This is a genomic window from Paenibacillus prosopidis (assembly GCF_003337375.1).
GTDB classification, from domain to species: domain Bacteria; phylum Bacillota; class Bacilli; order Paenibacillales; family Paenibacillaceae; genus Pristimantibacillus; species Pristimantibacillus prosopidis.
Genome location: NZ_QPJD01000015.1, coordinates 123522 through 147795 on the forward strand (window position 1 = coordinate 123522; position 24274 = coordinate 147795).

General features: G+C 47.6%; 23 protein-coding genes. 11 read left to right on the plus strand and 12 right to left on the minus strand.

Features of this window, described 5'->3' with window-relative positions:
- The first annotated feature begins 140 nt into the window (after positions 1–140).
- Positions 141–503 carry a helix-turn-helix domain-containing protein gene (locus DFP97_RS22215; RefSeq protein ID WP_114382449.1) on the plus strand — a complete coding sequence of 121 codons (363 nt, stop codon included), beginning with the start codon at positions 141–143 and terminating at the stop codon, positions 501–503.
- A 190-nt stretch (positions 504–693) separates the two neighbouring features.
- Here the strand turns inward: DFP97_RS22215 and DFP97_RS22220 are convergent, their stop codons facing one another.
- Both DFP97_RS22220 and DFP97_RS22225 read right to left on the minus strand, forming a co-directional pair.
- The gene (locus tag DFP97_RS22220) at positions 694–981 is read right to left on the minus strand and encodes a hypothetical protein (RefSeq protein ID WP_114382451.1); all 288 of its coding nucleotides are present in this window, start codon (positions 979–981) and stop codon (positions 694–696) included.
- Positions 982–1066: 85 nt separating this feature from the next.
- Positions 1067–1402: a YlbF/YmcA family competence regulator gene (locus DFP97_RS22225; RefSeq protein WP_114382453.1), complete on the minus strand. Its 336-nt coding sequence runs from the start codon at positions 1400–1402 to the stop codon at positions 1067–1069.
- Between the two features lie 232 nt (positions 1403–1634).
- On the opposite strand from DFP97_RS22225, the gene DFP97_RS22230 reads away from it, so the two are divergent.
- The 4 genes from DFP97_RS22230 to DFP97_RS22245 are packed head-to-tail and all read left to right on the plus strand — an operon-like array spanning position 1635 to position 6773.
- Positions 1635–3002, plus strand: a complete 1368-nt coding sequence (locus tag DFP97_RS22230) for a YheC/YheD family endospore coat-associated protein (RefSeq protein ID WP_114382455.1) — start codon at positions 1635–1637, stop codon at positions 3000–3002.
- A gap of 11 nt (positions 3003–3013) precedes the next feature.
- Positions 3014–4237 carry a YheC/YheD family endospore coat-associated protein gene (locus DFP97_RS22235; protein WP_114382457.1) on the plus strand — a complete coding sequence of 408 codons (1224 nt, stop codon included), beginning with the start codon at positions 3014–3016 and terminating at the stop codon, positions 4235–4237.
- Complete coding sequence (locus DFP97_RS22240; RefSeq protein WP_114382459.1) at positions 4234–5607, plus strand: YheC/YheD family endospore coat-associated protein; 1374 nt, start codon at positions 4234–4236, stop codon at positions 5605–5607. The genes DFP97_RS22235 and DFP97_RS22240 overlap by 4 nt, the downstream gene beginning before the upstream one ends.
- Positions 5607–6773 carry a YheC/YheD family endospore coat-associated protein gene (locus DFP97_RS22245; RefSeq protein ID WP_114382460.1) on the plus strand — a complete coding sequence of 389 codons (1167 nt, stop codon included), beginning with the start codon at positions 5607–5609 and terminating at the stop codon, positions 6771–6773. Before DFP97_RS22240 ends, DFP97_RS22245 begins: the two co-directional genes overlap by 1 nt.
- Before the next feature lie 97 nt (positions 6774–6870).
- Here the strand turns inward: DFP97_RS22245 and DFP97_RS22250 are convergent, their stop codons facing one another.
- Positions 6871–7548 (minus strand): HAD family hydrolase, encoded by a 678-nt coding sequence (locus DFP97_RS22250; RefSeq protein WP_114382462.1) that lies wholly within the window; start codon positions 7546–7548, stop codon positions 6871–6873.
- A 154-nt stretch (positions 7549–7702) separates the two neighbouring features.
- On the opposite strand from DFP97_RS22250, the gene asd reads away from it, so the two are divergent.
- On the plus strand, positions 7703–8491 hold the full coding sequence (gene asd / locus DFP97_RS22255) for an archaetidylserine decarboxylase (RefSeq protein ID WP_114382464.1): 789 nt from the start codon (positions 7703–7705) through the stop codon (positions 8489–8491).
- Positions 8492–8567: 76 nt separating this feature from the next.
- Here the strand turns inward: asd and DFP97_RS22260 are convergent, their stop codons facing one another.
- Positions 8568–9353 carry a helix-turn-helix domain-containing protein gene (locus DFP97_RS22260; RefSeq protein WP_114382465.1) on the minus strand — a complete coding sequence of 262 codons (786 nt, stop codon included), beginning with the start codon at positions 9351–9353 and terminating at the stop codon, positions 8568–8570.
- A gap of 248 nt (positions 9354–9601) precedes the next feature.
- On the opposite strand from DFP97_RS22260, the gene DFP97_RS22265 reads away from it, so the two are divergent.
- A complete protein-coding gene (locus tag DFP97_RS22265; RefSeq protein ID WP_114382467.1) occupies positions 9602–10897 on the plus strand; it encodes an aminotransferase class I/II-fold pyridoxal phosphate-dependent enzyme in 1296 nt (431 codons plus the stop codon).
- An 82-nt stretch (positions 10898–10979) separates the two neighbouring features.
- On the opposite strand, the gene DFP97_RS22270 is transcribed toward DFP97_RS22265, so the two are convergent.
- The 6 genes from DFP97_RS22270 to DFP97_RS22295 all read right to left on the minus strand — a co-directional run bounded on the left by DFP97_RS22270 (position 10980) and on the right by DFP97_RS22295 (position 17273).
- Positions 10980–12227 (minus strand): ABC transporter permease, encoded by a 1248-nt coding sequence (locus DFP97_RS22270; RefSeq protein ID WP_114382469.1) that lies wholly within the window; start codon positions 12225–12227, stop codon positions 10980–10982.
- Positions 12227–12976, minus strand: a complete 750-nt coding sequence (locus DFP97_RS22275; protein ID WP_114382471.1) for an ABC transporter ATP-binding protein — start codon at positions 12974–12976, stop codon at positions 12227–12229. Before DFP97_RS22275 ends, DFP97_RS22270 begins: the two co-directional genes overlap by 1 nt.
- Positions 12977–13092: 116 nt before the next feature.
- Positions 13093–14334, minus strand: a complete 1242-nt coding sequence (locus DFP97_RS22280; RefSeq protein WP_245976530.1) for an S-layer homology domain-containing protein — start codon at positions 14332–14334, stop codon at positions 13093–13095.
- Positions 14335–14445: 111 nt separating this feature from the next.
- A complete protein-coding gene (locus DFP97_RS22285) occupies positions 14446–15933 on the minus strand; it encodes a DEAD/DEAH box helicase (protein WP_114382472.1) in 1488 nt (495 codons plus the stop codon).
- Between the two features lie 26 nt (positions 15934–15959).
- Entirely contained in the window at positions 15960–16733 is a 774-nt protein-coding gene (locus DFP97_RS22290; RefSeq protein WP_114382474.1) for an SDR family NAD(P)-dependent oxidoreductase, read from the minus strand.
- A 78-nt stretch (positions 16734–16811) separates the two neighbouring features.
- Positions 16812–17273, minus strand: a complete 462-nt coding sequence (locus tag DFP97_RS22295; RefSeq protein WP_114382476.1) for a chemotaxis protein CheX — start codon at positions 17271–17273, stop codon at positions 16812–16814.
- Between the two features lie 168 nt (positions 17274–17441).
- Here DFP97_RS22295 and DFP97_RS22300 point away from each other — a divergent pair, with 168 nt between their 5' ends.
- Positions 17442–18461 (plus strand): zinc dependent phospholipase C family protein, encoded by a 1020-nt coding sequence (locus DFP97_RS22300; protein ID WP_114382478.1) that lies wholly within the window; start codon positions 17442–17444, stop codon positions 18459–18461.
- Between the two features lie 172 nt (positions 18462–18633).
- Positions 18634–21405 (plus strand): right-handed parallel beta-helix repeat-containing protein, encoded by a 2772-nt coding sequence (locus tag DFP97_RS31970; protein WP_114382480.1) that lies wholly within the window; start codon positions 18634–18636, stop codon positions 21403–21405.
- Positions 21406–21443: 38 nt separating this feature from the next.
- Here the strand turns inward: DFP97_RS31970 and DFP97_RS22310 are convergent, their stop codons facing one another.
- Positions 21444–22442 (minus strand): HRDC domain-containing protein, encoded by a 999-nt coding sequence (locus DFP97_RS22310; RefSeq protein ID WP_114382481.1) that lies wholly within the window; start codon positions 22440–22442, stop codon positions 21444–21446.
- A 236-nt stretch (positions 22443–22678) separates the two neighbouring features.
- On the opposite strand from DFP97_RS22310, the gene DFP97_RS22315 reads away from it, so the two are divergent.
- The gene (locus DFP97_RS22315; RefSeq protein WP_181873626.1) at positions 22679–22975 is read left to right on the plus strand and encodes a DUF3055 domain-containing protein; all 297 of its coding nucleotides are present in this window, start codon (positions 22679–22681) and stop codon (positions 22973–22975) included.
- A 50-nt stretch (positions 22976–23025) separates the two neighbouring features.
- Positions 23026–23304, plus strand: a complete 279-nt coding sequence (locus DFP97_RS22320; RefSeq protein WP_114382483.1) for a hypothetical protein — start codon at positions 23026–23028, stop codon at positions 23302–23304.
- Between the two features lie 68 nt (positions 23305–23372).
- Here the strand turns inward: DFP97_RS22320 and DFP97_RS22325 are convergent, their stop codons facing one another.
- The gene (locus tag DFP97_RS22325) at positions 23373–24155 is read right to left on the minus strand and encodes a phytanoyl-CoA dioxygenase family protein (protein ID WP_181873627.1); all 783 of its coding nucleotides are present in this window, start codon (positions 24153–24155) and stop codon (positions 23373–23375) included.
- Positions 24156–24274 lie beyond the last annotated feature (119 nt).

Here is a 24274-nt window from a genome sequence, read left to right on the forward strand (position 1 = left end):
CGATTAGAATGATACTTTTTTACACAATTATAGTAAAGAACCCACCTATTAGTCAATGACTATAGTCGCTATTTTCAATATGCTCTATAGAATGTTGTTGATAGACAAGGAAAGCTCTATCGTTAGGCTGAGGTGACATTATGAGTGAGATTGCAGGACTAATCGGAGAAAACATTCGTCTGCTTCGCAAAAAAAGAGGGCTAAGCCAAGAACAGCTGGCATTTAGGGCCGATATAAACGCCTCGTATATGGGACAAGTTGAACGCGGGGAAAAAAATCCGACGATTGACGTGCTCAGCAAAATCGCGCTGGCGCTTCAAACGCCGATTGAGCAAATCGTAAACGTAATTTCTATTGCTCATGAAGCTGACCACAATGATGATAATGATGAAAATGGGTATGCCAATAAAATTGCCCATCAATTAAACGGCTTAAGCTTGAAGGAGCAGGAAGCCGTATACAAATTTGTGAAGCAGCTTGTTCAATTTAAGGAAATCAATTAATGCTATCAAGTGTAAACGGCTGTCGCCGTCCTTGGCGGCAAAAGCTTGTTTCGCGGTGAAATATAAGCTTATTTATAAGTGTGAAATATATAAATGCTTTATATTTTTAAAAAAAGAAGATCCGGCTGGTATATCCCAGCGGATCTTCTTTGTCATCATGGTCCAGTTTCTATCTAAGACTGCCCGCAATCTATCCCCGGACTCTCTTAGAAACGACTGCTTTCTGAAGCAGCCTGCGCTCCCATAGCAGCGCCTTAGCCCTCTTTATACGCTCCATCTCCTTGCGCTTCTCGTCATCCATGAGCAGCAGCGCATTAACATGTGCCGTGATGACGACCAGCGCAAAGCCTACCCAGACAAGCCCAAACACACTCGTCCAATCCCATGGCGCATTAAGCTCAAGACGCGGCAACGCATATATGAGCATCGCAAGCGCAATAAGCAAATACAATAAATGACGGCCTTTTCCTGAAACCATTGCCTTCAACTCCTCCACAAGGTCGTAAGCGGCAGCCTTCTTGTCCGCATGACCATTCTATGAAAGAAGTCCCTAGTATATGACTCTAGTCAACAATAGCCTTCAGCACATCCGACATAATACGGTTAATATCCTCGAATACGACCGCAAAGCGGCGCTCGGCTTCGAGCAGTCGTCCAATTAGCGGATTGAGCGTAATGACTTCATACAGCTTGTTCATTTTATCCATATCTTCAGCGGACGGCTCTTCTCCTGCCATCATCTTTTGCTGCAGAAAGTTTTGCCGTTCACGAAAATCATCCAGCATCCGTTTCGCATCCGGGTCAGCTTCCGCAGCCTGCTTCGCAGCCTTAAGCTGCATCGCCTCATCGCTTTCCTTCAAGGCTTTGGCTAATTCGTAAGCTTTGTCATATATATTCATTAAACACTCTCCCATTCTTTGTTTATCTTTTGTTTTATAAGTTCAATCATAACGCTTTAGTACAACCGGAGCCAAGTCATAAATGGAAAATCTAATGAAAACAACACATGCATCGCTTCTGATTTTGAAGCACAAAGAGATAGATGTCCTCATATGATGAAGTAATTCGTGTAAAACACCTTCAGGCCGCTTACCCCATATCGTCATCCTCCTGCTTGAAAGGAGATTTATGATGCTCAAATCGAAAGTAGCCGTACAGGTGATCAGCTCCGGCATGCTTCCGGATGATACGCTCATTCTTGGCGAAACATATGTAAAGCAATGGAAAATCCCGCAAGGCCAACACCTCCAATTAAAATTCGGTGCCTTTCGTAAGAATGTGAAAGTCATTCCTGTCGCAAAGTACGACGGGCTGCGGATCAGCCAAGGCTTAGCAGGGCAGATGGGAATAGTGAACGGAGCGTCGATCAGACTGCAATACAAAGCCGGGACATCCACACTCGTACTCGGACCTTTAATCGGCATACTCGTTACCCGCGATTATCCGCATATTCCGGATAAACCATTCGGCTCCATTACTATGTTTTGCAATGAGCTAGTCGAGGCCTGTACGGCGCAAGGCGTTTATGTTTATTTTTTCACGCCGAATCAAATCGGCAGCAGCCCTGATTCAATTGAAGGCTGGATATATTCAGATGGATGGCAAAAGGCCGTAATGCCCGTGCCTGACGTCGTCAATAACCGGTTGTCATCCCGAAAATTGGAGAGCAAACCCAGCGTACAACATTTTATGAAAGAAGTAAAACTGCAGCATCAGACGAGCGTTTTCAATGAAAAGTTTCTGGATAAGGCCGAAGTTTTTGACGCGCTGAAAAAAGACGATTCTATAGCCCGCTATTTGCCTGAGTCGCATTTGCTCCGCAACTACATCATGCTGAAGTCAATGTGCTCGCGCTACAGCAACGTATTTCTTAAGCCTGTTCGCGGCAGTTTGGGTAAAGGCATCATTCGTATCACACGTCTGGGCACGGACAACTACCAAGCGATGTACACGACTGCAGCAGGTACACGCAAGCAGCAGTTCACTAGCTTAGTAAAGTTCTATTCAACCATATCTGAGAAAATGAAAACCAGTCGTTACCAAATACAACAAGGCCTGCAGCTTATTGAAATTCAGAAACGGCCAGTCGACTTTCGCGCGCTCGTTCAAAAAGACGCAAGCGGCAAATGGACGGTCACCTCGATTGTCGCCCGTACGGCGGGCAACGATCTTTTCGTATCCAACCTGGCACGCGGGGGAACTCTCAGCACTGTAGGAGAGGCCGTTGCCAAATCAAATCTGTCCGGAATTAGCAGGCAGGATGCAACGCATCGATTGCAGCAAGCGGCGCTTAATATCGCCCGCAGCCTCGACACGCAAATTCCAGCACATTTTGGAGAGCTGGGCATCGACTTAGCGCTCGACACCAGCGGCCGCGTTTGGCTTCTGGAAGTGAATTCAAAGCCGTCCAAAAACGATAACACACCTCTAAATGATAATAAAATACGTCCATCCGTCCGTATGATGATTCAATACTCCCGATTTTTGTCGGGATTTTAACGGAGGCGCTTATGCAAATTGGAACGATCATCCTCGGTATCATCGTCGCTTCGATTGGCCGTTCCGCCGAAGGTACTGAGACGGAACCGGTAATTCCGGAACCCTCTTTTTACCGTGCGCTTAGCTTGACCGCCGTTCAGCTTGGCATCGATGTATATGTATTCGAAGCGGAAGGCTATCAATCGCAATCCGGGCTGCTGCAAGCCTATAGGCTGGAGCAAAATCGCTGGGTGCGTCAAATAGTTCCATTGCCGGATATCATTTACGACCGCTGTTTTTACACGCGTCCGGAGCAGCGGATAAGCTGTCGCAGCATGCTGAATGCAATAGCGCTGCGTAAGCCGTATGTAATGCTGAACGGCATTCTTCCGACTAAGCTCGACGTGTATGAAGCACTCAAGGATAACAGTATGCTGGCAAAATATTTGCCGGAAACGATACGTTACTATTCAGCAGAGCAACTGGAACAGCTGGAAGAACGATATAATGCTGGTGTCATTTTGAAGCCGGCGGCCGGAATGCAGGGTAAAGGAATAGTACATGTGAAGAGAAGCCCGCTCGATCAGTCAACCCAAGTGAACGGTAGAACCCTCCAAAACCGGCCTTTCTCCAAAACATTCACCGACAACAACGCGATGAAGCAATGGCTGATCCGCTTCATAAACCGCACGACCTATTTGATACAACCTTATTTAGAGCTATGCGGCGAGGATGACAAACCCTTTGACGTAAGAGCTTTGCTGCAGAAAAACGGTAAGGGTAGATGGTCGCTCTCCGGAGTCGCGGTTCGCTGCGGGCAAATCGGCTCCGTTACGTCCAATCTGCATGGCGGAGGCGACGCTCGCCCGGCTAGCGGACTGCTTTCTGATAAATTTGGGACGCACAAAGCCGAACGTTTACTAGAAGAGATCCATACAATAAGCAAGCAAACAGCAGAAAGGCTTGAAAGCAGATTCGGCAGATTTGCCGAGCTTGGATTCGATTACGGGATAGAGCCGGACGGCAGACTCTGGCTAATAGAAGCGAATTCAAAGCCCGGGCGTAATTCCTTTCGAATAATAAGCGACCAGGAGGCTGAGCGGCAATCGATTGTACGGCCTCTCTTGTACGCCCGCTTTCTGTCAAGGCGCCTTCATCCGTCCTTTGTAGCTAACGTATCCGCAAACGGCCGTTTCAGTAATTCGAGTATGAACAGTCAAAAACGGCCTTTCAACGTTCAGGAGGTTCATCGATGAGTTTGACAACTTGTAACGTCCATTTCTCACAGCAACCCGATAAAATCGTATATTTGTCCAGCCCGTTGTTGAAGCAGCTGAAGCTATCCGGCAAAAAGTCCGTTCAACTTAAACTGGGCAATGAAGTTATTACAACAGAGATCAAGCAGTTGAAACGACCTGGCAACCATTTGTATTTGTCAGCAGGCGTGCGCCAGTCAATCAAGGTGCCGAAATCCGGGAGCGTATACGTGCTTAATACTGGTAATAACGAGGTTAAGCTTGGACCGCTCGTCGGTATATTAAGCGATAGCGGCATCCGCTCCGAAAGCAATCCTTTTGGCGGCCGAACCGAATTTATTAAGCAAATTATCCGTTCGGGTGAGCATAAAGGTTACTTATTCGGCTTTACTCCTCATGATATCAACTGGCACCAAGAAACGATTAACGGCTATTTCCTAAATCCGCAAGGCGGATGGTACCGCAAAATTATACCGCTGCCTGACGTTGTCTATAACCGTTTACCGAACCGTCAGGCGGAAACTTCCGGATCGATTAATGCGCTCCGGGAGCGTTTCGTACGCCATAAAATCCCATTTTTCAACTGGAGCTTCTTCAACAAAGCCGATGTGTATAAGCTGCTCGACAACGATCCTGAAGCTTTAAGCCATTTGCCGGAGTCCGTTTCCGGTCCTAACGCAGACAACATAAAAGAACTGCTGGAGAAGCACCAGTTTCTATATCTCAAACCAACAGCTGGCAGCCTGGGAGCCGGAATTTACCGGCTTACCTATCATCCGAAACGCGGCTATTTCGCGCGCTACCGCAAAGGCGGTCAAAACGTGCTGTTGCGGTTCACGAACTTCCAGAGCTTAATGAGGATGCTGCAGGCTAAGCATGGAAGCAACTTGAATCACTATGTTATCCAGCAGGGTATCCGGTTAGTCGAGATCGACAGCTGTCCGCTTGATTTCCGGTTCCATATGCATAAGAACGGCAAAAACGAATGGGTGCCCGCCGGCATCGGCGCGAAGAAAGCAGGCCGGGGAAGTGTAACGACGCATGTGAAAAACGGCGGTCAGCTGATGACACCGGAGCAGGCGCTGAGCAGGACGTTTGGCGATCAAGCAGAGGCTGTTCTGGATAAAGCGAAGGAAGCCGCTGTTAAGATTTCCGAAGCCATTGAGCGAAACTATCCGCACCGGCTTGGAGAGCTCGGCCTTGATATCGGAATTGATAAAGACGGTGAAGTATGGATGTTTGAAGCGAACGCCAAACCGGGCCGATCGATCTATAAGCATCCAGCGCTTCGCTCGGAGGGTCGTGCTTCAGTTTCTTACATTATTGAGCATTGCATGTACCTTAGCAACTTCCAAGGAGGTAATAGCTGATGAACAGTTTACTTCCGGAAGAATTGAACTTCAAGGAGCTGCGCGCTGACCGAACGGTACTCGCTATTTTGACCATGGACGATGAGATCAATCTCTTCCGGGGTAATCGCAGCAACTTTATAGATTTGATCAAAACCGGTCAATCGATGGGATTCATCGTCTATGTGCTAACGGTAAAAGACTTGCTGTTCACGAGGAACAGCCTGATAGGCTTCGTATACAATGAAGATGACGACAGTTGGCAGCAGCGTCTCCTTCCTTTTCCCGATATTATTTACAACCGGATTCCGCAGCGGGAAGATGAAATTTTGCCCATTGCCCAACAAAAGATAGCCGCTTGCCAAAATCATTCACGCGTTAAGCTGTTTAATCCTTCCTTCTTCAACAAATGGGATTTATTCGAATGGCTGCGCCTATCCAAAACGACCAAACCGTATATACCTTCAACGCGAAAGCTGATGACGGTAAACGGTCTCGGACGGATGATGCGCAAGCATTCCTACCTCTATTTAAAGCCCGAAAGCGGTAAGGCCGGCAAAGGCATTATGACCATCAATGTGCATACCGAGAAGCAATTGCCGTACCGGTTAAAAATACAAGAGGATAAGAAGAGTGCAACTTATAACTGCTCTTCGATTAACAAGCTGTGGAGCCACATTCAAAAACAAAGCGGAGGCGAAGCTTACATTGCCCAGCAGGGCATCAATCTCGCCTCCTTCAACGACAGGCAATTCGACTTAAGGGCGCTCGTACAAAAAAACAAGCGCGGCAAATGGGATATAACGGGTATTGGCGCACGGATAGCAGGCGCCGCCAGCATTACGACTCATGTGCCGCGCGGCGGTATGATCGAAGATCCCGAGAAGCTGCTTGTCAATTCATTTAATGAGGAGCAAGCACGTAAGCTATTAATAAAAGCAAAAAACACGGCTCTGCTCATTGCGAAGCAGATCGAGCGGGCATCCGGACAGCTTCTAGGCGAAATGTCGATGGACCTGGGGATAGACAGTGACGGCAACATGTGGTTTTTTGAAGCTAATTCTAAGCCCATGAAATTCGATGAGCCGCATATTCGCAAAAAATCACTCGAGCAAATTTTTCATTATGGTGCTTATTTAGCTAAAATGATTAAAGCTGGAGATGCTGGCAATGCTGGTGGTGCATAACGTAGGCCACCTATCGTACAAGCGATGATAAAACAGCTTGGCGTAACACAAAGGGCTGCCGATCAAGCCATGTGCTGCTTGTTCGGTAGCCCTTTTTTTACTGCTCCAGCAGAATGATCAGCTCATGGAAATCGGATAAGAGCACATCTGCACCATCCAGCTCCGCCGCTCTTCCGTAGCGCGCATAGGCGCAGCCGATTGTTAGTAGTCCGTTCGCTTTTCCCGCTTCCACATCGGATGAACGGTCGCCTACCATCCAAGCCGTATGTATGTTGTGATCCTGAAGCAATCTTGCGACTAAATCAACCTTGCTTGCGGTAGCATATTCTCCGGCGCTGTATAACCCGTCGAACAGTTCAGCAATCCCTTTATAACGAGCAACACCCTTCACATATTCCTCAAGTCCGTTGCTTGCGACAAACAGCTTAATACCGCTTTCCTTCAGATGCCTCAGCGTTTGCTCCACATAAGGGTACAGCTCCCCTTCACCCGCAGCCAGTCCCTCCAGCTCGTATTGAAGCAGCAGCTCATCTGCACGCTTACGAGCCGCTTCTGTGCTGCCTGGCATTACTTGCCGCCAAATATCCTCAAGCAGCATGCCAAGGCAGCTAAGCAGCCGTTCCACTGGAGGAGTTTCCTGTTCATATAGCTTCTCTTCACGCAGTGTCTCGAACACGCGATGATGTACAGGGATAAGCAGCGTATCGGTTTCAAACAATGTTCCGTCCATATCAAATATAATAGCTTCCGGCGTAGGGAGCTTAAGCTCGCTCATGGTTGAATCCCCCTTCCAAGTATGTCCTTATCATACTGGAATAGTTGAAAGGACCGCAAGCTCCACCATATTGATAATTAGAACCGGATATGTCACACTGTGTGGTGGGTGAAATCACAAATTGCCCCTTTAGGAAGGACGTGACGGTATACGTATGACGAGATGGCTGCTTCGTTCCATGACAGAATTAAGTTCGCGTAAATGGATCTCCAGGATAACCGGAAAATTCGCGCAATCGGCCGCCAGCCGCCCTTTTATTTCCCGTTTCGCAACGACATACGGCATCAAGATAGAGGAAGCAGAGAAGCCCCTCTCTCAATATAAAACGTTAAATGAGTTTTTTACACGGAAGCTAAAGCCAGGACTACGGACGGTGCATGAAGGTGCCGACTCGCTTGTGAGTCCGGTCGATGCGCTCATCACCGGAGCTGGACCTATCCATGCCGGTACGCTTGTAAACGTAAAGGGACAAGACTATACCATTGATGAGCTGCTTAACCGGTCCCCGCGAACAGCCAGCTACATGAACGGGTTTTATATCGTCCTCTATTTAAGTCCAACCGATTATCACCGTATACACTCGCCGGTTAGCGGCCGCGTTGTCGAGCGGGAGCACGTTGCAGGCAAGGTTTATCCGGTCAACGACTTTGGCTTGCGTCATATGCGCAGAGTGCTGAGCCGCAACGAGCGGCTTATTACATACATGCGGCACGAGAGCGGTGAAACCGCAGTCGTTAAGGTCGGTGCGCTGAATGTGAGCAGCATTCAATACGTGCAGCCGCTCAAGGGCGAGATGGCTAAGGGTGAGGAACTGGCCTACTTCGAATTCGGTTCTACTGTCGTGCTTCTAATGGAAGACGATACGTTTACTCCCCGCGAAGACGTATTGCCGGGATTAAAGGTACGAGTGGGAGAACGGCTTGGCCTACTTCGCACCAATTAAGACGCGAGCTTTCATTTGCTAAAGAAATAACCCGATCCCCTTACGATTTATTGGGGAATCGGGTTATTTATGTATGCTATCTTATTTCTGAAGGGCTTCGTCCTGTATATTGCTTAAATTGGCGGCTGAAGAAAAAGATGTCGCGGTAACCAAGCGCATCCGCTACCTCTGTTACGTTCATGCCTGCATGCATGAGCAAATGCTGCGCCCGTTCAATTCGTGTGCGAATCATATAGGTTTGCACGGACATTCCGATCAGCTCTTTGAATTTCATTGAAAAATAACGTGGCGACAGCTGCGCGCGCACGGCCAAATCCTCCACACGATGCGCGATACTCGGGTTTTGCCGAATAAAGTTAGCTACCTCGTGAATGGCTTCCGTCAACTGATTGCTCGCCTTCTTCTCGACCGGCAGCTGATTGTCCTCGCGCAGCAAATGAATCATTAGCTGCTTTAATATGAGCTGCGCTTCCTCTTGCGCGGCATAGGTCTGAACGAGAAACAAACGGACATATCGCGACAGCATATATTCGAAGTCAACTGTATCATTAAGCATCCTATAGCGGTTAGGCACGGCATCGATGGACTCATTAACGGCAAAGTGTATGTAGGTCAATACGAGCGGACGCTGCGGATGATGGGTTGCGCTCGTGTAATCTCCTGGACGAAACAGAAAGCAGCTGCCCTTGCCAACCTCATAGTGAGTACCGTTAACTTCAACTTCCCCTTCGCCGCTCCATACATAAAATAAATCATAATTAGCCATCGGCTTCTCACGTCGAGCCCATCTCCAACCCGGCTCACAAACGATTTTGGCAAATGCCGGCAGCAGGACGAGCGACTCAGGCGCAATGTGCAGCATATGGCAACCTCCCGTGTCAAGCGTAAACGGCTTCGCCGTCCTTTGGAGGCGCAGCTTACGTTTCGCGGTGAAATATATGACTCATCGTACAACAGCGGCAAACTTTTGCGCAAGCCGCCCTTAAATTACGAAAAAATTTGATTTGAGAATGGTTTGCACCTTTAAAAAAATGTTATAATAGCACCCGACAAGCTGAAACGGCTATATTAATTTCAAATGAATGATTTCGGAAGGATGGAATGAAGTCCATGAACCCACTTGCTCAGCAGTTAAACGAGACGTTACAAACGGAAAGCCCGAACGTCTACGCCATGTTGTCAACCTTAGGCAAAGCGATTTATTTCCCGAAGGAGGGCATACTCAGTCAGTCCGCCGAAGCGAAAACAAAAGCAACTAAATTTAATGCTACTATTGGAATTGCAACAGAAGGCGGACAGCCGATGCATCTCAAGGTCATTCAAGAGACGCTTTCTGCATACAATCCGAAAGATATATATGAATATGCGCCGCCCGGCGGCAAGCCGGAGCTGCGTGCGGCATGGCGTTCCAAAATGATCAAGGAAAACCCTTCGCTTGAAACAAAACCATTCGGCAATCCTGTCGTTACGAATGCGTTGACGCACGGTCTCAGCATCGTAGCCGATCTTTTCGCCGATGCCGGTGATGCCGTCGTTATTCCTAATAAAAACTGGGAAAACTACGAATTGACCTTCGGCGTCCGCCGCGGTGCCGAAATCGTGGAATACCCGCTGTATAATGACCAAATGCGCTTCAACAGCGCCGGCCTGCGCGAAGCATTGCTTGCTCAGAAGGACAAGGGAAAAGCGATCGTCGTTCTCAACTTCCCGAATAATCCTACCGGCTATACGCCTGGACCGCAGGAAGGCGAAGAAATTATAGCAGCGATACGCGATGCAGCCGAAGCAGGAATAAATGTCGTTGCGGTAACTGACGACGCATACTTTGGACTGTTTTTCGAAGACTCGCTGCACGAATCGCTGTTTGCCAAGCTTGCTGACCTTCATCCGCGCGTCCTTGCCGTGAAGGTAGACGGCGCGACGAAGGAAGAATATGTATGGGGCTTCCGCGTAGGCTTCATTACGTATGCTTCGTCATCGGCAGCTGCGTTAACCGCTCTGGAACAAAAAACGCTCGGTATTATTCGCGCTACGATATCAAGCGGTCCGCATCCTTCGCAAACATTCGTATTGCGGGCTTTGACATCTCCTGATTTTGAAGCACAGAAAGCAGAGAAGTACGACATTATGAAGCGACGCGCCAATCGCGTGAAGGCGCTGCTCGACAGCGGCCGCTACGGCGACGTCTGGGGCTACTATCCGTTTAATTCTGGCTACTTTATGTGCCTTAAGCTGAGCGATGTCTCCGCTGAGGCGGTACGTGTTCATTTGCTGAACCAATACGGTATCGGAACGATTGCACTAGGTAAAACCGATCTGCGCGTTGCGTTCTCCTGCATCGAGGAAGAGAATCTCGAGGAGCTGTTCGATACGATCTTCAAAGCAGTCAATGAACTGAATCAGTAAACAAGTAAAAAACCCCCTGAGTGATGTATATCTCTCGCGAGAGAATACATCACTCAGGGGGTTTCTTTTATTTCGAGCTTGTTTATTCCTCATCGGCATCAGCAAGCATCTTTTTCCGTAGACGCGAAGGCCGAACGGCGACATAAAAGATTGCCCCGGCTGCAGCTGCGATTGTTGGGGTATAAACCGCCGACAATGCCAGCGGCAGCGCCATAAACAGCCACAGAAGCGCTGCGCATATTAGCATAGCGACACGATCAACCTTCAAATATTGGTCAACGCGCTGTTTATCCGGCAACGGGTACACATGCTTCCATACCGAATAACGGTGAACATGGCGCAGGCCGCCCAGTTGCACAGCAAGCACCCCCATGAAAATGCCGAATACGAGAAAGCTTCCCCAGCCGGAAAGGGAAACCGCATCGGCCAACCAATAGGTAATGAGACAGCCGAGCAGGAGCAACCGGATGAGAATTCCGCCAATTTCCGTTCTCAGCAGTGAAGCCGTATAAAGATATACAAATGTATTTCGATTGGAATACGGCACAGCACGGAGCAGCCATGTCAAATACGGCCGCTTCGCAATTCGGGACGGAAGAGTTGGTACATCAATGAACAATCCAAAAAAAACGTAATAGCGTTTGCGCGTCCTCGCTTCTTCCTCGATTAACCGCTCCCAGGGTAGACGATGCCTGCTTGGAAACCGGTGAATTAAAAGAAATAATAAGCCTACCAGTATGGTAAAAGCTGCCGCTTGCATGGCGGCGCAGGTGAGCCACACGGCCAGCACAAGCGCTGTTGTCACCCAGCGCAGCAGCCGCATAAGGCGTCTCATGCCGGACCATGTCATTTGCCGTTCTCTCCATGCCCCCCATACATTTCCGGCTTTCAGCGCTGCAGCAACGGCCGCGAGTATCCAGCCACTGTTTATTGCCGGGCCTTGACTATAAATCGGTATATAGAGAAGTAGTACAATAGCAGCTAAAAGTGTGGATCCAACTGACGTATACCGCAACGAACGCCGCAAATAGCTGTCCATTTCCGCTTCCCGCGGCATTAAAAATACGGTGTCACCCGCTCCCAGCCAAGTTCGCAGAGGGCTCCAGCACAGTACGAGCATGAGAGAAAATACGCCTGTAGCCGCAATAGGAAAATCCGCAGGCAATTGACGAATCAATGATAAGTATCCAATAGCAGAGGAAATCAAAATAAGTGACATAAAAGCAGGAAAGCCGCTTTGCCCCATATATCGAAAGTATGGCAGCGTTTCCTCACGGAAGGCTCGTGAGCGGCGGCTCCATATCGCATCAAGCGTTTGGTTTGCTCGCATTAGTCATTGCCTCCGGTTACGAGCTTATAGAAGGCATCCTCCAATGATCCGCTTCGCATGCTAAGGCCTGCTGCTTGCCGGACGTCGTCAAGCGTGCCTTGCGCTATGATATGACCGTGATGCATCACGATAAACCGATCACAATACGCTTCAACCGTTGAGAGTATGTGCGAGCTCATTAGAATGGCTGCACCCTTTCGCTTCACCTCTACAAGCCGCTCGAGCAAGGAACGGATACCAAGCGGGTCAAGCCCGAGAAACGGCTCATCAATAATGTACAGCGGCGGTTCTGCTAGCAGCGCATTCATAATCATCACCTTTTGGCGCATCCCTTTAGACAGATGCGAAGCGAAAGCTTTGCGCTTCGGCAGCATTTGAAACTGCTGCAGCAGTTCGTCCTCTCTTCCTTCATATTGACTATTCTGGACGCTGTATGCCATTCCTGTTAAGCGTAAATGCTCCTCCACTGTCAACTCGTCAAACAGCACCGGCGTCTCCGGGACATAAGCAAAGGCTGCGCGGTACTTCTCCGTCTGCTCCTCGAGCGTAACGCCATCGACCTTTACTTCTCCGGTCTGCGGCTTCATTAATCCGAGTATATGCTTAATCGTCGTGCTTTTGCCGGCGCCATTTAGACCGATCAACCCGACCATTTCGCCCGCCTTCACCTCAAATGAGATGTCGTGCAGCACAGGCCTTCGCGGGCTGTAGCCGCCTGTTAAATGACTTACTTGTAAAATGGCATCCATGACATCACCTTCATTATTACGATTTAGAATGAACTATTAACCAGCATACCGAATAAAACGGCTAATATCAAAAAAAAGGCATCTCCCATTATAGGAAATGCCTTTCATTATATGCTTTATTTAATTTCGATTGATTTGACCGTTCCGTTTTCGCCCTTCACCTGTACAGCTTGACCAGGCTTCAGAAGTGAAACGTCGCCGGTAATTGAAACGTTAGCGTCAATGTTATAAATAAGAACGACCGTTTGCGAATTTTCAATCCGTGTGATTGAAACCGTCGACAGCTTACCTTCCGCATTGTATGTCAATGTATTGACCACACCAAGCTCTGTGAAGGATTGGACAACAGGAGCTGATTTCGTTACTTCGATGAATACAACTTTATTTTGGTAAGTGCGTACAAGCACTTCATCGCCAGAGCGAAGCTCGCTTACCGCAGCTTTCTTATCGTCGCGGAAGATAAATACATTCGCATCAAGCGCCAACGCCAATTCCGTATTATCCGGTTTCACAACTGTAATGCTACCGTTTGCTGCTGCAGCCTTCAGCTTGCCTGTGATCGCTTGAGCATCCTGATCCGGCATTTCTGTATCGGTACGGTCTAGAAGTGCGGCAAGCTCAGCGCGGCTTACAGGTTGGTTTGGACGGAATGTTTTGCCATTCTTGTCTTCATATCCGGTAATAATCCCTTTCTGAAGGGCAAGCGCTACATAACCGACAGAGCCGGCCGGAATTTCTTTCGCATCCTTAAAGTCAAGCTTCGTATTATTAAGTGCTTTCGCCTCATCTTCCAGTTTAAGCGCTTTAATTAGTAGGATCGTCGACCAAAGTCTTGTGGCGTTCGCCTCCGGCTTCACCTCTGTTTCCGTTTCAGAGAACAGATCATTTTCCAATGCTACGGCTACGTAACCGACAGCCCAAGGATATTTTTTCTCAATCTTGTTTGCATCTTTGAATTGGAGGTCTGTACTTAATTCCGCTGCCGATTCAGCCTGAGCGCGAAGACCCATCAATCTGACAGCCGCGACAAGCGTTTCAATGCGGGAAATTTTTTGATTTGGTTTAAACGTCCCATCGTTATAGCCGGTGAATACGCCTTTCGAAGCAAGACGCATGATGTATTCCGTCGCCCACTTTAAATCTTCCTCATCCTCGAATTGCCATGTAATAGTATATTTATCATCATCATCGTCATCGTTGTCATCGTTGCGATTGTTCTCATGACGTCCCTTGTCGTCCCGATCGTTGTCATACTCACTGCCTTTGCCGTCTGCAAATGCCGACGTTGCTCCGCCTGCAAGCATTAGCAGCGCTAGCGAGGTCATTGCTGTCTTTTTCCACATCGTTTGTTTCGTCAAGAAAGCCACTCTCCTATGTTTTCGATTGCGGTATTTACCGCGTTTTTCCTTCGCCCATAGGTTTCGGAAAAGGTTGTTCGATTTAAGAGGGTGGCTTCCAAAAATTTTATTTTATTGTTCTTTTTCCGCTTCGCGCTTCGCTTTCAACCATTTCGGAGCGCCTTTGTTTTTACCTTCCCGCTTCCGTTCGACTTTTGCCGCTGCCTTCGAAGGCGCCGGCTTTTGTTTTGTATTTCCTTGCGGTGAAGAAAGTCCTGCTCCCCCAGGCTGTACCGGCTTTGCAGCCTGCGAAGCCGTCAGCTCCTTGAGCGGCTTTGTCGCTTTAACAAATTGACGATCATTCCCGTTGAAGGGCCGCTTCTCGGGTACATCGGCTTCGCCGCGGTCGCGGAGTACTTCGGACCGCCGCTCTACACTCCTCGTCTCTTGCCGCGCAAACGAACGTGTCGCTTCCCGCAGCTCCTCCTCCGTCAGCAGCTTGCCTCTGAACATCGTCCGTTCCGTTAGTTCAATGCCAAGCTGCTTACGGAATTTCTCCATGATGAAAAGCTCTTGCGGCGTCACGATGGATACGACCGTCCCTGGACGCCCCATCCGCCCTGTCCGTCCCGCTCTATGCACATAGTGATCAGCGTCCACGGCAGGATCAAGCTGAATAACAAGCGGCAATCCTTCAATGTCTAAGCCGCGGGCTGCTACATCCGTTGCGAGCAGCAGCTGGCAGCGTCCTTCACGGAACCGCGCCAGCGTAGCTGCGCGTCGCTGCTTATCGGCATCGCCATACAACGCTTCAACGGTAAAGCCTTCATAGCTAAGCTTGGATTCCCAGTTCGAAATGTTATCTGTATCATTTAAGAACAGCAGAGCCGACGTCGGATTCAGCAATCGAACCAGGCGTCTTGCCGTATCTGTCTTATCACGCTTATCACTCACGATAAAATAATTGTCAACCGTTTCAGAAACCCGATGCTCCGGGGTTATTTGGATGCGAACCGGATTTTTCATCCAACGTCCTTCGAAGCGGGCCATTTGATCGGGATAGGTAGCGGAGAAGAATGCAATTTGCCGATCATGCCCCATTCCAAACAAAATGGTTTCCACTTCTTTCGTCGAACCCAGCTGAAACACTTGATCCGCCTCATCAATAACGACATTCGAAACATCCTTCAGCTTCAACTTACGCAGCTTCAGCAGCTCATGAATTCGTCCCGGGGTACCGATGACAAGCTGTGGATGCAGCTTTAGCTTCTCCACCTGACGTTTTAAGGCCGCTCCCCCGATTAACTGCTGCACCCGTATATTGAGAGGCTCTCCGTATATTTCCGCGACGCGAACGATTTGCATGGCAAGCTCCTGGGTCGGTGCTAAAATAACAGCCTGCACAGCATTCGAGGAGGAATTCAGCTTTTGCAGGAGCGGCAATAAATAAGCAAGTGTCTTGCCCGTGCCTGTCTGCGATCTTGCCGAAACATCGCTGCCTGCAAGGAGGATCGGAATCGTCTCCGCCTGGACATCCGTCGGCTGAGTTATTCCGTTCGCTGCCAGCTTATCGGCAAGCAATTCATTTACGCCAATCTCATTCCATGTATATATACTCATTCTTTAATCCTCTCTTGTAAAAACCATTATTTTCGATTAAACAAACCGCCAAACAACCGATCGGCTGTCCGCGGAAACAACTGATAAAGCTTAATGCCTATAGAAGCTGTCTTAGGAAGGTCGACCTCGGCCTTCCTGCTTTCCAATAAACGAATAATCGATTTAACGACATATTCCGGCTTCATCATAAACCAACTGACATTTTTCACGTAAGAGCCGGAAGGATCAGCAAGCGAGAAAAATGGCGTATCGATGGGTCCGGGATTAACAGCAGATACTTGAATCCCTTGTCCGCGAAGCTCCATTCGAAGCGAATTGGTAAAGCCAAGAACGGCATGCTTGGTAGCCGTATAGCCGGTTGATTTCGCAGAACCGATTTTCCCTGCCATAGAAGCAATATTGACAATATGTCCGCTGCCCTGCTTCAACATATGAGGCAGAACGGCTTTCGTACAGCGTACGGTGCCCATATAGTTTGTATCCATCATTTCCTCAAAGCTTTCCACAGCTTCATCGATAAAATACTCGAATTTGCCAAATCCCGCGTTGTTTAGCAAAATATCTATTTTTCCGTATTTTTTAATGACGGCATCCACAGTTTGTATGACCTGCTCATTATTCGTAACATCCATTTGATAGAACATGCAGCTGCCCTTTAATGATGCTGCAATTTCCTTTAGCTTAGCGATATTGCGGCCGGTCAGCACGGGGATCGCACCCAGCTCAGACAGCCTGACAGCCGTCAAAGCACCGATTCCGCTCGAAGCGCCGGAAATGAATACAATTTTACCTTTTAACATCCAACATCACCCATCTACAAGTTTACTTGATTTCGTGCTGCAGACGCAAAAAAAGCTCCCTAAGGAGCCGATTCTGTGCTAAGATGCGATTAAAACTTGGATATCCAGTTCCCCAATTCCATCCATAATCAGCGGTATCGTCAGCGCCTTTTGTGCAGTAAAACCAGCTGATTGCGCGGATTGAATAACTTTCGGCGGCGTAATATCCACCCGTACGCCTTGGTTAAACAGCATTGTGCTGGCATTTCCGCTTATCATGTTGCCAAGCTCAGAAATTGCGCTCCGAACGATTTCGTCGATTTCAGAAATGACGTATCCGCCCATCATCGCAGAAACCATTTTCATAGCAACCTGTTCACTAAGTCCGAATACAATGTCACCGTTCATTTGTCCATTAAGACCAATTTGAATCCAAATATAGTTCTCGACAAACTTGATATCCTTGAGACCAAGTTCTCCAGTCGCAGGACGAATTTGAACAACTTGCTCAATCACAATTTTTGCGGATTCAAGAAACGGATTAATATATTCTGCCTTCATAAAAAGGTTACGCTCCTTTTCGACAAAATTCGCGATTTGTCATATTTGTTACTATTATACTTAATTAACTAGGCCAAGTATACTATAAAAGAAGTATATGAACCGAAAGTACTATTTTAGCGTAATAAAAACTGTAGAATTTTGTATATTAATAGAGGAGGCCCTTCAATGCCTAACGTTTGGGCTCATTTCATTTTCGGACAGCTTGTATTGGAAAAGCTTGGAGAAGCGGCACTTCTCGGAACTAATGAACAAAAAAATATGTTTAATATGGGGTGTCAAGGGCCGGATTTTTTATTTTATCATCGATTTTTCCCATGGCAGCAAAGCTTGGCATTGAATCGCATGGGGACCGAGATGCACAACCGGCATTGCGGTCCTGTCATTATCGAAATGCTGGATTCCGTCATTGGGGGTCGATCCTTGCCAACTCGTCCCGATCTGTCCATCCTTTATGCTCTAGGCTTTGTCCTGCATCATGTACTTGACCGGAACATGCATCCGTACGTATTTAGCAAATCCGGCTTCCGTAAATGGGATCATCAGCGGTTTGAAATTATGATGGACACGCTTATAGCCCGTAAACTATGGGGAGTAGAAACGTGGAAAACCGCCGTTTGGAGATATATTGATACGAAAGGGGCCTTTCCCGAACCGATCGTCGATGCTTTCGTGTCTATTACGGCTAACTACTATCCGGAGCTTTCGCCTCTTATTCGCCGCGAGGATTGGAATCAGGCTAACCGTGATTTTACAGCTGCGCAGCGACTATTCCACGACCCGACCGGCATTCGACGGAGGCTGACCTTAGGGCAAATTGAACCATTCGTTTATAAGCGGGAACCGTTTCAGTACGATATTTTGAATCTATCGGAACAGCCCTGGATCGATCCTGTAGACCGCAACGTCCTTCACCGAGACAGCGCATGGTCGTTATGGGAGCAAGCCATGAACGATGCGGTCCAGGTCATGCAAGCCGTTCTCGTTTGGTTACGGGCACACGAGGGACCACAACCAACCAAAGAGGATCGTACTCAAGTTCGGGCGTTTCGCGATGAGGCCATCGCATTAATCGGCAATCGTTCCTATGAGACCGGACTCGCTTGCGACTCCGGTGCTGCAATCCGCTATGCAGATACAATATGGCCGGATCAGCCTGGTCTTACAGAGGCTCCGTCTCTAAGTTAATAGGTGAATACTACTAGAATTTATATAAAATTGGTATTTCTTGCAGGCCGCACCCAAAAGGGTGCTTTTTTTTTAGCAAATTATGTAATCTAATTGGTCAATAGCAGTGACGTTTCAGGAGAATTATTCATAGATTATTGCATGTCCAATTTGAAGATATGAGGGGTGACAAATGACAGAAGTCAAAAACGGTAACATCATTGTAAATGGCAGCGAAATTCAAGTGTATGACGATTCTTATATCCAAACATTGCTCGGAAATATTTATGATTCTACAACAGAGAAACTAAAACCATCTGCGTTGCCTCCAGGGTTTGAAGGTCCTCCAGGTCCCGTTGGCCCACAAGGTCTGACAGGGCCTGTAGGTCCGCAGGGTCCGGCAGGTCCGCAAGGAGAAACCGGACCGCAAGGGCCAGCGGGTCCTGCAGGTCCATCCGGCACCGGCAGCGTAATGCCCGGAATAACCTATATGATCGAAAATGCCAGATGGGGCATTACCACCGGCATACCTGCGAAACCTTATAAAACAGAAGATTACATTCGGGCGGATGCCAATATTCAAGGGTTCAATAATGCCATCCAATGGGCGGCTGAGAACGGGTATAGCCATATTATTTTATCAAAAGGAACTTACCCTATCTGCTATCCGCGAACGATTATGATTACTCACAGCAACATCACAGTCGACTTCAATGGTTCGACGCTCAAGGTGATCTATGATTCGGATCGCCAGTCTCCTTTTGATACAAGAACAGGGATATCGGATTTTTACAACTTTCCCGGTAAATTTTCAAACACCAATGATGGTGTCAGCATTAAGCTCCAGGGCGTAACCAATTCACACATTAAAAATCTTGTTCTAATAGGTTGTAAGGAAGATCGCAGCTTCAAAACGGCTGGAGAAGCGTCGATTGAATGGACCTATGGCATTCAGGTCATTAAAGGCACCTCCTTTAGTTCGGTACGGAATTGTGAAGTAAGCAGCTATATGGGTGACGCAATTTCCTTTGACAGCACTTCCTTTTATGAGTACGCTGAGTTTGGACTGGGTCTAACGGTCAACGACATCGACAGGAAGACAGGCACTCTTATACCAGCTACAAGCAAAACGCTTGTTACGCAGATGCTTAATATACCAACGACAGAGTATGACAGTTTCTTGATTGGCGGTGCTGGATTTACCCGTCAAACCGCGATCAATACAAAAGAAGTTGACGTATTTTATTATACGGCAGATAACACCTATCTTGGACGTTATGAGTACAAAAAAATTTATACGCCGATTTCCATTCCTCCCGGTGCCAAAAAGTTCAGATTTTTGTTCAACAATGAAACGAACACAACTAAAAACATGCAAATAACACTCAAATTCGGGCTGACTCCGCACCACAATGTTGTGGAATATTGCGAGGTTTATAACATTCACCGCGGCGGCATTACACTTGGTGGAAACTACAACACTATCCAGAACTGTATCCTGCATGACGGTACCGGCGTGATGGACAGGAAGCCGCTCTTTACTGACCCAACCCGCTATGGGATTAACCAAGAGGATTCCTACGGAGATAACTGCATCATTCGGAATAACCTTTTTTATAATCTGTATCACGGAATTCTGGCTGGGTGCTATACCATCGAAATTCATAATAACCATTTTTATAATTTAGGCGGGATTGGCATTAATTTATACTCTCTGCAAGCAGCAAACATCAAAGAAAACTATTTGTACCGATGCCAGACGGGAATCGGCTTAATGACGGCACATCTGCAACACGCTCACGTCAACATTGAGAATAATACCATCGCCTTTACAAACAACACAGGCTCAACCGGTGAAGGCTATGATGTTTACTTCCACCGAAATACAATTATCGATCCCGGTATATTCTCCATGCCTAACGATGACAAATTCTTCTGCCGAGATAATCATTTCATCTGGACGGATATGTACGCAGGGGTTCCAACTATCATGGTTAACCGTGTGGAAGGCTGTACGTTTGAAGGAAAGTCCGTTCAAAGAGATATCTATTTTAGGGTATATGAGATCATTAATACCGTCATGACCAATATGAATTTGCGGATTGAAACAAGAAATCAGAAAACAGCTGCGGAAAAGGTAACCTTTACCGACTGTCGTTTCAGGAAATGTCTGCTTAATAATCATATTTTCGCCACCAAGCAGCGGACCACCATCTTCCAACAATGTAAATTATCAGATTCGGTCGTAAAGATTGGGAATATAAATACGCCGGGAGAATCGCCAATAACGAAGCTCTCAGACTGCGAATTATTCGTCACGACGAATACCTATATCTTTCAGACTGAGTTTAATACGGGGTATGGCTGGATTGAAGCAGACCGGTGCCGCATTGAAATTTCAAACAGCAGCTTCTTCTATCTTCTGACAAACGCATTCGGCATAGCTGGCACGAACAGTTTATTCCTGAAAGATACAGAGATTGTTTATACGGGAGTCGGACGATTATCATTGGCGTATTACAATACAACTAATAAGAATGCAGTCAAATTAATATCCTCGGCTAGAACCGTGTTCACTAACATCAATCCCCCAGTTGAAGAAGCAGGCATTTTCATCGACTATGACCCTAAAGAAGAAGGCCTGACATCACCCTCTTCAGGAAGATGGTTCCGTAACCAAACTTATGGCAATGCTTTACCTGCTGCTGGCGGATATTTAGGGTGGATTTGTATAACCTCCGGAATAGCTAATAAAATCAGTTGGGCACCGGCCACCGCAAAGGTAAAGGGAGACCAAATTAATTCGGCCGGTCGCGTATACGAAGTAATTGTGGCGGGTACGACAGGCGGAACCGCCCCATCCTGGCCGGCAACATCGGGAGCAACAGTAACGGATGGCACCGTAACATGGCAGGAAGTCGGCATTCTGGCCGTATTCAAAACCTATGGCCAGATATCGCAATAATAATCAAGCACCCTTTCGGGTGCTTTTTTTATAATAAGCTAAACCGCCTTATTCGTATGGCTTCTGCGAAAGCGCAGCCGAATCAAGCGCAAGCGCTCATATAAAACATCGACCGGCTTGTTAAGCTGAGACGCCTCCGACGAACCGTACACCTGCTGCAGTACCGGCTTCAAATATTTGTCTCCGATCAAGGAAAGAGCATCCAAAACAAGCTGCTGCTCGTCTTCAGACACCTCGATCAGCTCCCGGGTAATGAGCGAATCGAAATCGTAACCCTCCTGATCAAGCTGCTCAATACGATCCATTAGCTCGCGCCGAGATATTTCCAGTTCAGCCTCCAGCTGATCTAGTGTGCCGCCTTGCTGCACGGTCATTAATATTTTCTTCTTAGCCTGCTGGCGATTCATCTGGTTTTTATATCTGTTCTCCTTTTGCTTGAATAACCATTGCGTGTAAGCAGCCGTATCAAGCTGTTCCGTTACCCATTGCAGCGGAAATTCAGTTACTCTAGCTGCTTCTCCTGTAATTGCGAGAACCTCTTGACCGTAGGAAGCATGCTTCCCGCTGCCCCAGCCTGGTATTTGCGTTAGCTCATCTGCACTCTTCGGAACGAACGCGCTAATCATCCACAGCATCCGATTTGTTGCTATTAGATAGGCCGATTTCTTCTCTTCAACCGCTTTTGCACGGCGCCACTCACGCAGTGACTGGAACAATTCCGGATTTGCATGAAGTTCTCCGTAGCATTGCAGCATAGACAAGAAGCTTCCATCAGCTGTGCGCCGATCGTCCAGCATGCCATCAATAATCGGGGCATACCCTTCGCCCATCATCCTGGCTATCCCGTGCCGGAAAGCCATAATCATCTCTTCCCACGATGTACCTTCAAACCAGGTTTGCGGATTACCGTCCGACTCCTCCCCCTCCATCCATAGTACTGCCCATACACCTTGCCGCTCGCAAATGGACAGCTGCGCACTCGCGACATGGTGCCCCGCCCCCGGCTTCTCAAACGTGTTCAAAAAAACGATTTGCATGTTTGCCTCACTCCTCTAATTCAAGTAATAGTCGCGAATATATTGAACGGCAAGGCAACAGTCCGATAGGGGCCAAGATGCCAAACAACAAAAAAAGCACCTCATCCGCCTAGGCGGATGAGGTGCTTCCTCACGTTCAATGATTCGATTGCTTTCATGCTATCATAATGATTTCTTTATTACAAGCATTTTATTGTTGTATAATGTTTATAACCAATGAAGTGGAGGCTATACACATGCTGTTGCCTGATTTTGATTTTATGTCTGATACTACTGAACAAACTTCTACACGATTCGTTACCTTTATCGGACCTAGCTTGAAGCGTTTTGATCTGGCTGTTACTTCAACAAGCCGCTTTTATGGAAAAAAGCTGGTCACTGATCTGCAATCCGGAAAAACGGCAATTATCGGTCCCGACGATCTTGAGGAAGAAGGATATCTCGAATATACGTATAGGCTGACGGAGGAAGAAGCAGCCGAGCTAGTCCAGTTTTTGTATTTTGTAGTTGGAACCGTGCATTTTACCGATTAATCGGGGTACACTGAAATGGTATTACATTACCATTTCAGGAGGAGTTGCTGATGGATCGGTTTATTCATGAGAATCACGGGCCGTATACAGATGTTTCGACAGTGGAATCGCAACGCAACGATCTTACTGCGGAGGAGTTCCTGGAAGGCCCTTACGGCTCTGACCTGCAGGTGGAATCTCTTGGCAAGAGCAAGCCGTGGAGAATCGATCAGCGGTCGGCCAACTCTTTCGGCTACGAAAACCGAACACTCCATGAAGTAATAAAACGCGACTATCCCGGCGAAGACGACTACAACGTGGCGGTTCCCGAGGTACAGGACGAACCATAAAGAAGCAATGCCCTTGACCGCAAACGTGTTGGGCCAAGGGCATTTTTTATTCACCGGATTTCTATTACCTATTTTGTTTCTGCAATTTGAAATTTCGGCTTTACATTTTTGAAGTCTCGATTTTCTCCACTCACCATCAAGCCCATTCCCCAATCAAAATGAACATTTTCCGTTGGAACGTCAGCAGCATCCCTATACTGCAAAAGGACGTTTCTGCGTGTTCTCTCACTGCGGTTGACATCTGAGCCGTGAATCGTTAAATAGTTGAAAAACAACACGTCGCCCGCCTTTGCAGGACAAGGCGTCCCTGAGGAAATCGGGTGTTCTTTATGATTGAGATAATGCTTCCCGACATGCGGCAGCGGTCCCTGAAGATGAGAGCCTGGAATTACGCATAGGCATCCGTTCTCCAAATCCGCATCGTCCAAATGCACGCTGGCGGCTAACATGGAATGATCGCGGTGCGGAAAATAGGGATAATCCTGATGCATCGGAAATGCAGCTCCGTTCGCAGGCGGTTTTACCAGCATTTTCGAATGATGCAGCTGTACATTAGGTCCGATAATTCCATTTAAAACAGCTGTCATGTTCGGATGAACGACAGCTCGCGTAAATGCCGCGTCATGGTAATGCACATCGTGAAAGCCCTTAAGCACAAGCTTCTTAAGCTGTTCCGATGGCAGAAAATCCCCCTGCCATGCATGATTCTGATCCATTTGAGCATCCGCCGCTCTTTGTACAATCTTCTCAACCGCTTCCCGCATCTCCAGAACTTCTACTTGATTAAACACTCCCCTTACGAGTAAATAACCATTTTGTTTGTAAAATTGTACATCTGCATGGTCGATCACGTTCATTCTCCTTATCGCAAAATTAATGTGAATATAGTTTAATTATAGATGGGATAAAGAAAAAACGTATTTGCATGCTGATGACATCTTTTTGCAATATTACGCCAAAGGAGTTTGTG

What these genes read in the sequence shown, in the direction of transcription:
- DFP97_RS22215 (WP_114382449.1), top strand. Translation starts at nt 141, where the DNA reads ATGAGTGAGATTGCAGGACTAATCGGAGAAAACATTCGTCTGCTTCGC.
- DFP97_RS22220 (WP_114382451.1), bottom strand. Translation starts at nt 981, where the DNA reads ATGGTTTCAGGAAAAGGCCGTCATTTATTGTATTTGCTTATTGCGCTT.
- DFP97_RS22225 (WP_114382453.1), bottom strand. Translation starts at nt 1,402, where the DNA reads ATGAATATATATGACAAAGCTTACGAATTAGCCAAAGCCTTGAAGGAA.
- DFP97_RS22230 (WP_114382455.1), top strand. Translation starts at nt 1,635, where the DNA reads ATGCTCAAATCGAAAGTAGCCGTACAGGTGATCAGCTCCGGCATGCTT.
- DFP97_RS22235 (WP_114382457.1), top strand. Translation starts at nt 3,014, where the DNA reads ATGCAAATTGGAACGATCATCCTCGGTATCATCGTCGCTTCGATTGGC.
- DFP97_RS22240 (WP_114382459.1), top strand. Translation starts at nt 4,234, where the DNA reads ATGAGTTTGACAACTTGTAACGTCCATTTCTCACAGCAACCCGATAAA.
- DFP97_RS22245 (WP_114382460.1), top strand. Translation starts at nt 5,607, where the DNA reads ATGAACAGTTTACTTCCGGAAGAATTGAACTTCAAGGAGCTGCGCGCT.
- DFP97_RS22250 (WP_114382462.1), bottom strand. Translation starts at nt 7,548, where the DNA reads ATGAGCGAGCTTAAGCTCCCTACGCCGGAAGCTATTATATTTGATATG.
- asd (WP_114382464.1), top strand. Translation starts at nt 7,703, where the DNA reads ATGACGAGATGGCTGCTTCGTTCCATGACAGAATTAAGTTCGCGTAAA.
- DFP97_RS22260 (WP_114382465.1), bottom strand. Translation starts at nt 9,353, where the DNA reads ATGCTGCACATTGCGCCTGAGTCGCTCGTCCTGCTGCCGGCATTTGCC.
- DFP97_RS22265 (WP_114382467.1), top strand. Translation starts at nt 9,602, where the DNA reads ATGAACCCACTTGCTCAGCAGTTAAACGAGACGTTACAAACGGAAAGC.
- DFP97_RS22270 (WP_114382469.1), bottom strand. Translation starts at nt 12,227, where the DNA reads ATGCGAGCAAACCAAACGCTTGATGCGATATGGAGCCGCCGCTCACGA.
- DFP97_RS22275 (WP_114382471.1), bottom strand. Translation starts at nt 12,976, where the DNA reads ATGGATGCCATTTTACAAGTAAGTCATTTAACAGGCGGCTACAGCCCG.
- DFP97_RS22285 (WP_114382472.1), bottom strand. Translation starts at nt 15,933, where the DNA reads ATGAGTATATATACATGGAATGAGATTGGCGTAAATGAATTGCTTGCC.
- DFP97_RS22290 (WP_114382474.1), bottom strand. Translation starts at nt 16,733, where the DNA reads ATGTTAAAAGGTAAAATTGTATTCATTTCCGGCGCTTCGAGCGGAATC.
- DFP97_RS22295 (WP_114382476.1), bottom strand. Translation starts at nt 17,273, where the DNA reads ATGAAGGCAGAATATATTAATCCGTTTCTTGAATCCGCAAAAATTGTG.
- DFP97_RS22300 (WP_114382478.1), top strand. Translation starts at nt 17,442, where the DNA reads ATGCCTAACGTTTGGGCTCATTTCATTTTCGGACAGCTTGTATTGGAA.
- DFP97_RS31970 (WP_114382480.1), top strand. Translation starts at nt 18,634, where the DNA reads ATGACAGAAGTCAAAAACGGTAACATCATTGTAAATGGCAGCGAAATT.
- DFP97_RS22310 (WP_114382481.1), bottom strand. Translation starts at nt 22,442, where the DNA reads ATGCAAATCGTTTTTTTGAACACGTTTGAGAAGCCGGGGGCGGGGCAC.
- DFP97_RS22315 (WP_181873626.1), top strand. Translation starts at nt 22,679, where the DNA reads ATGCTGTTGCCTGATTTTGATTTTATGTCTGATACTACTGAACAAACT.
- DFP97_RS22320 (WP_114382483.1), top strand. Translation starts at nt 23,026, where the DNA reads ATGGATCGGTTTATTCATGAGAATCACGGGCCGTATACAGATGTTTCG.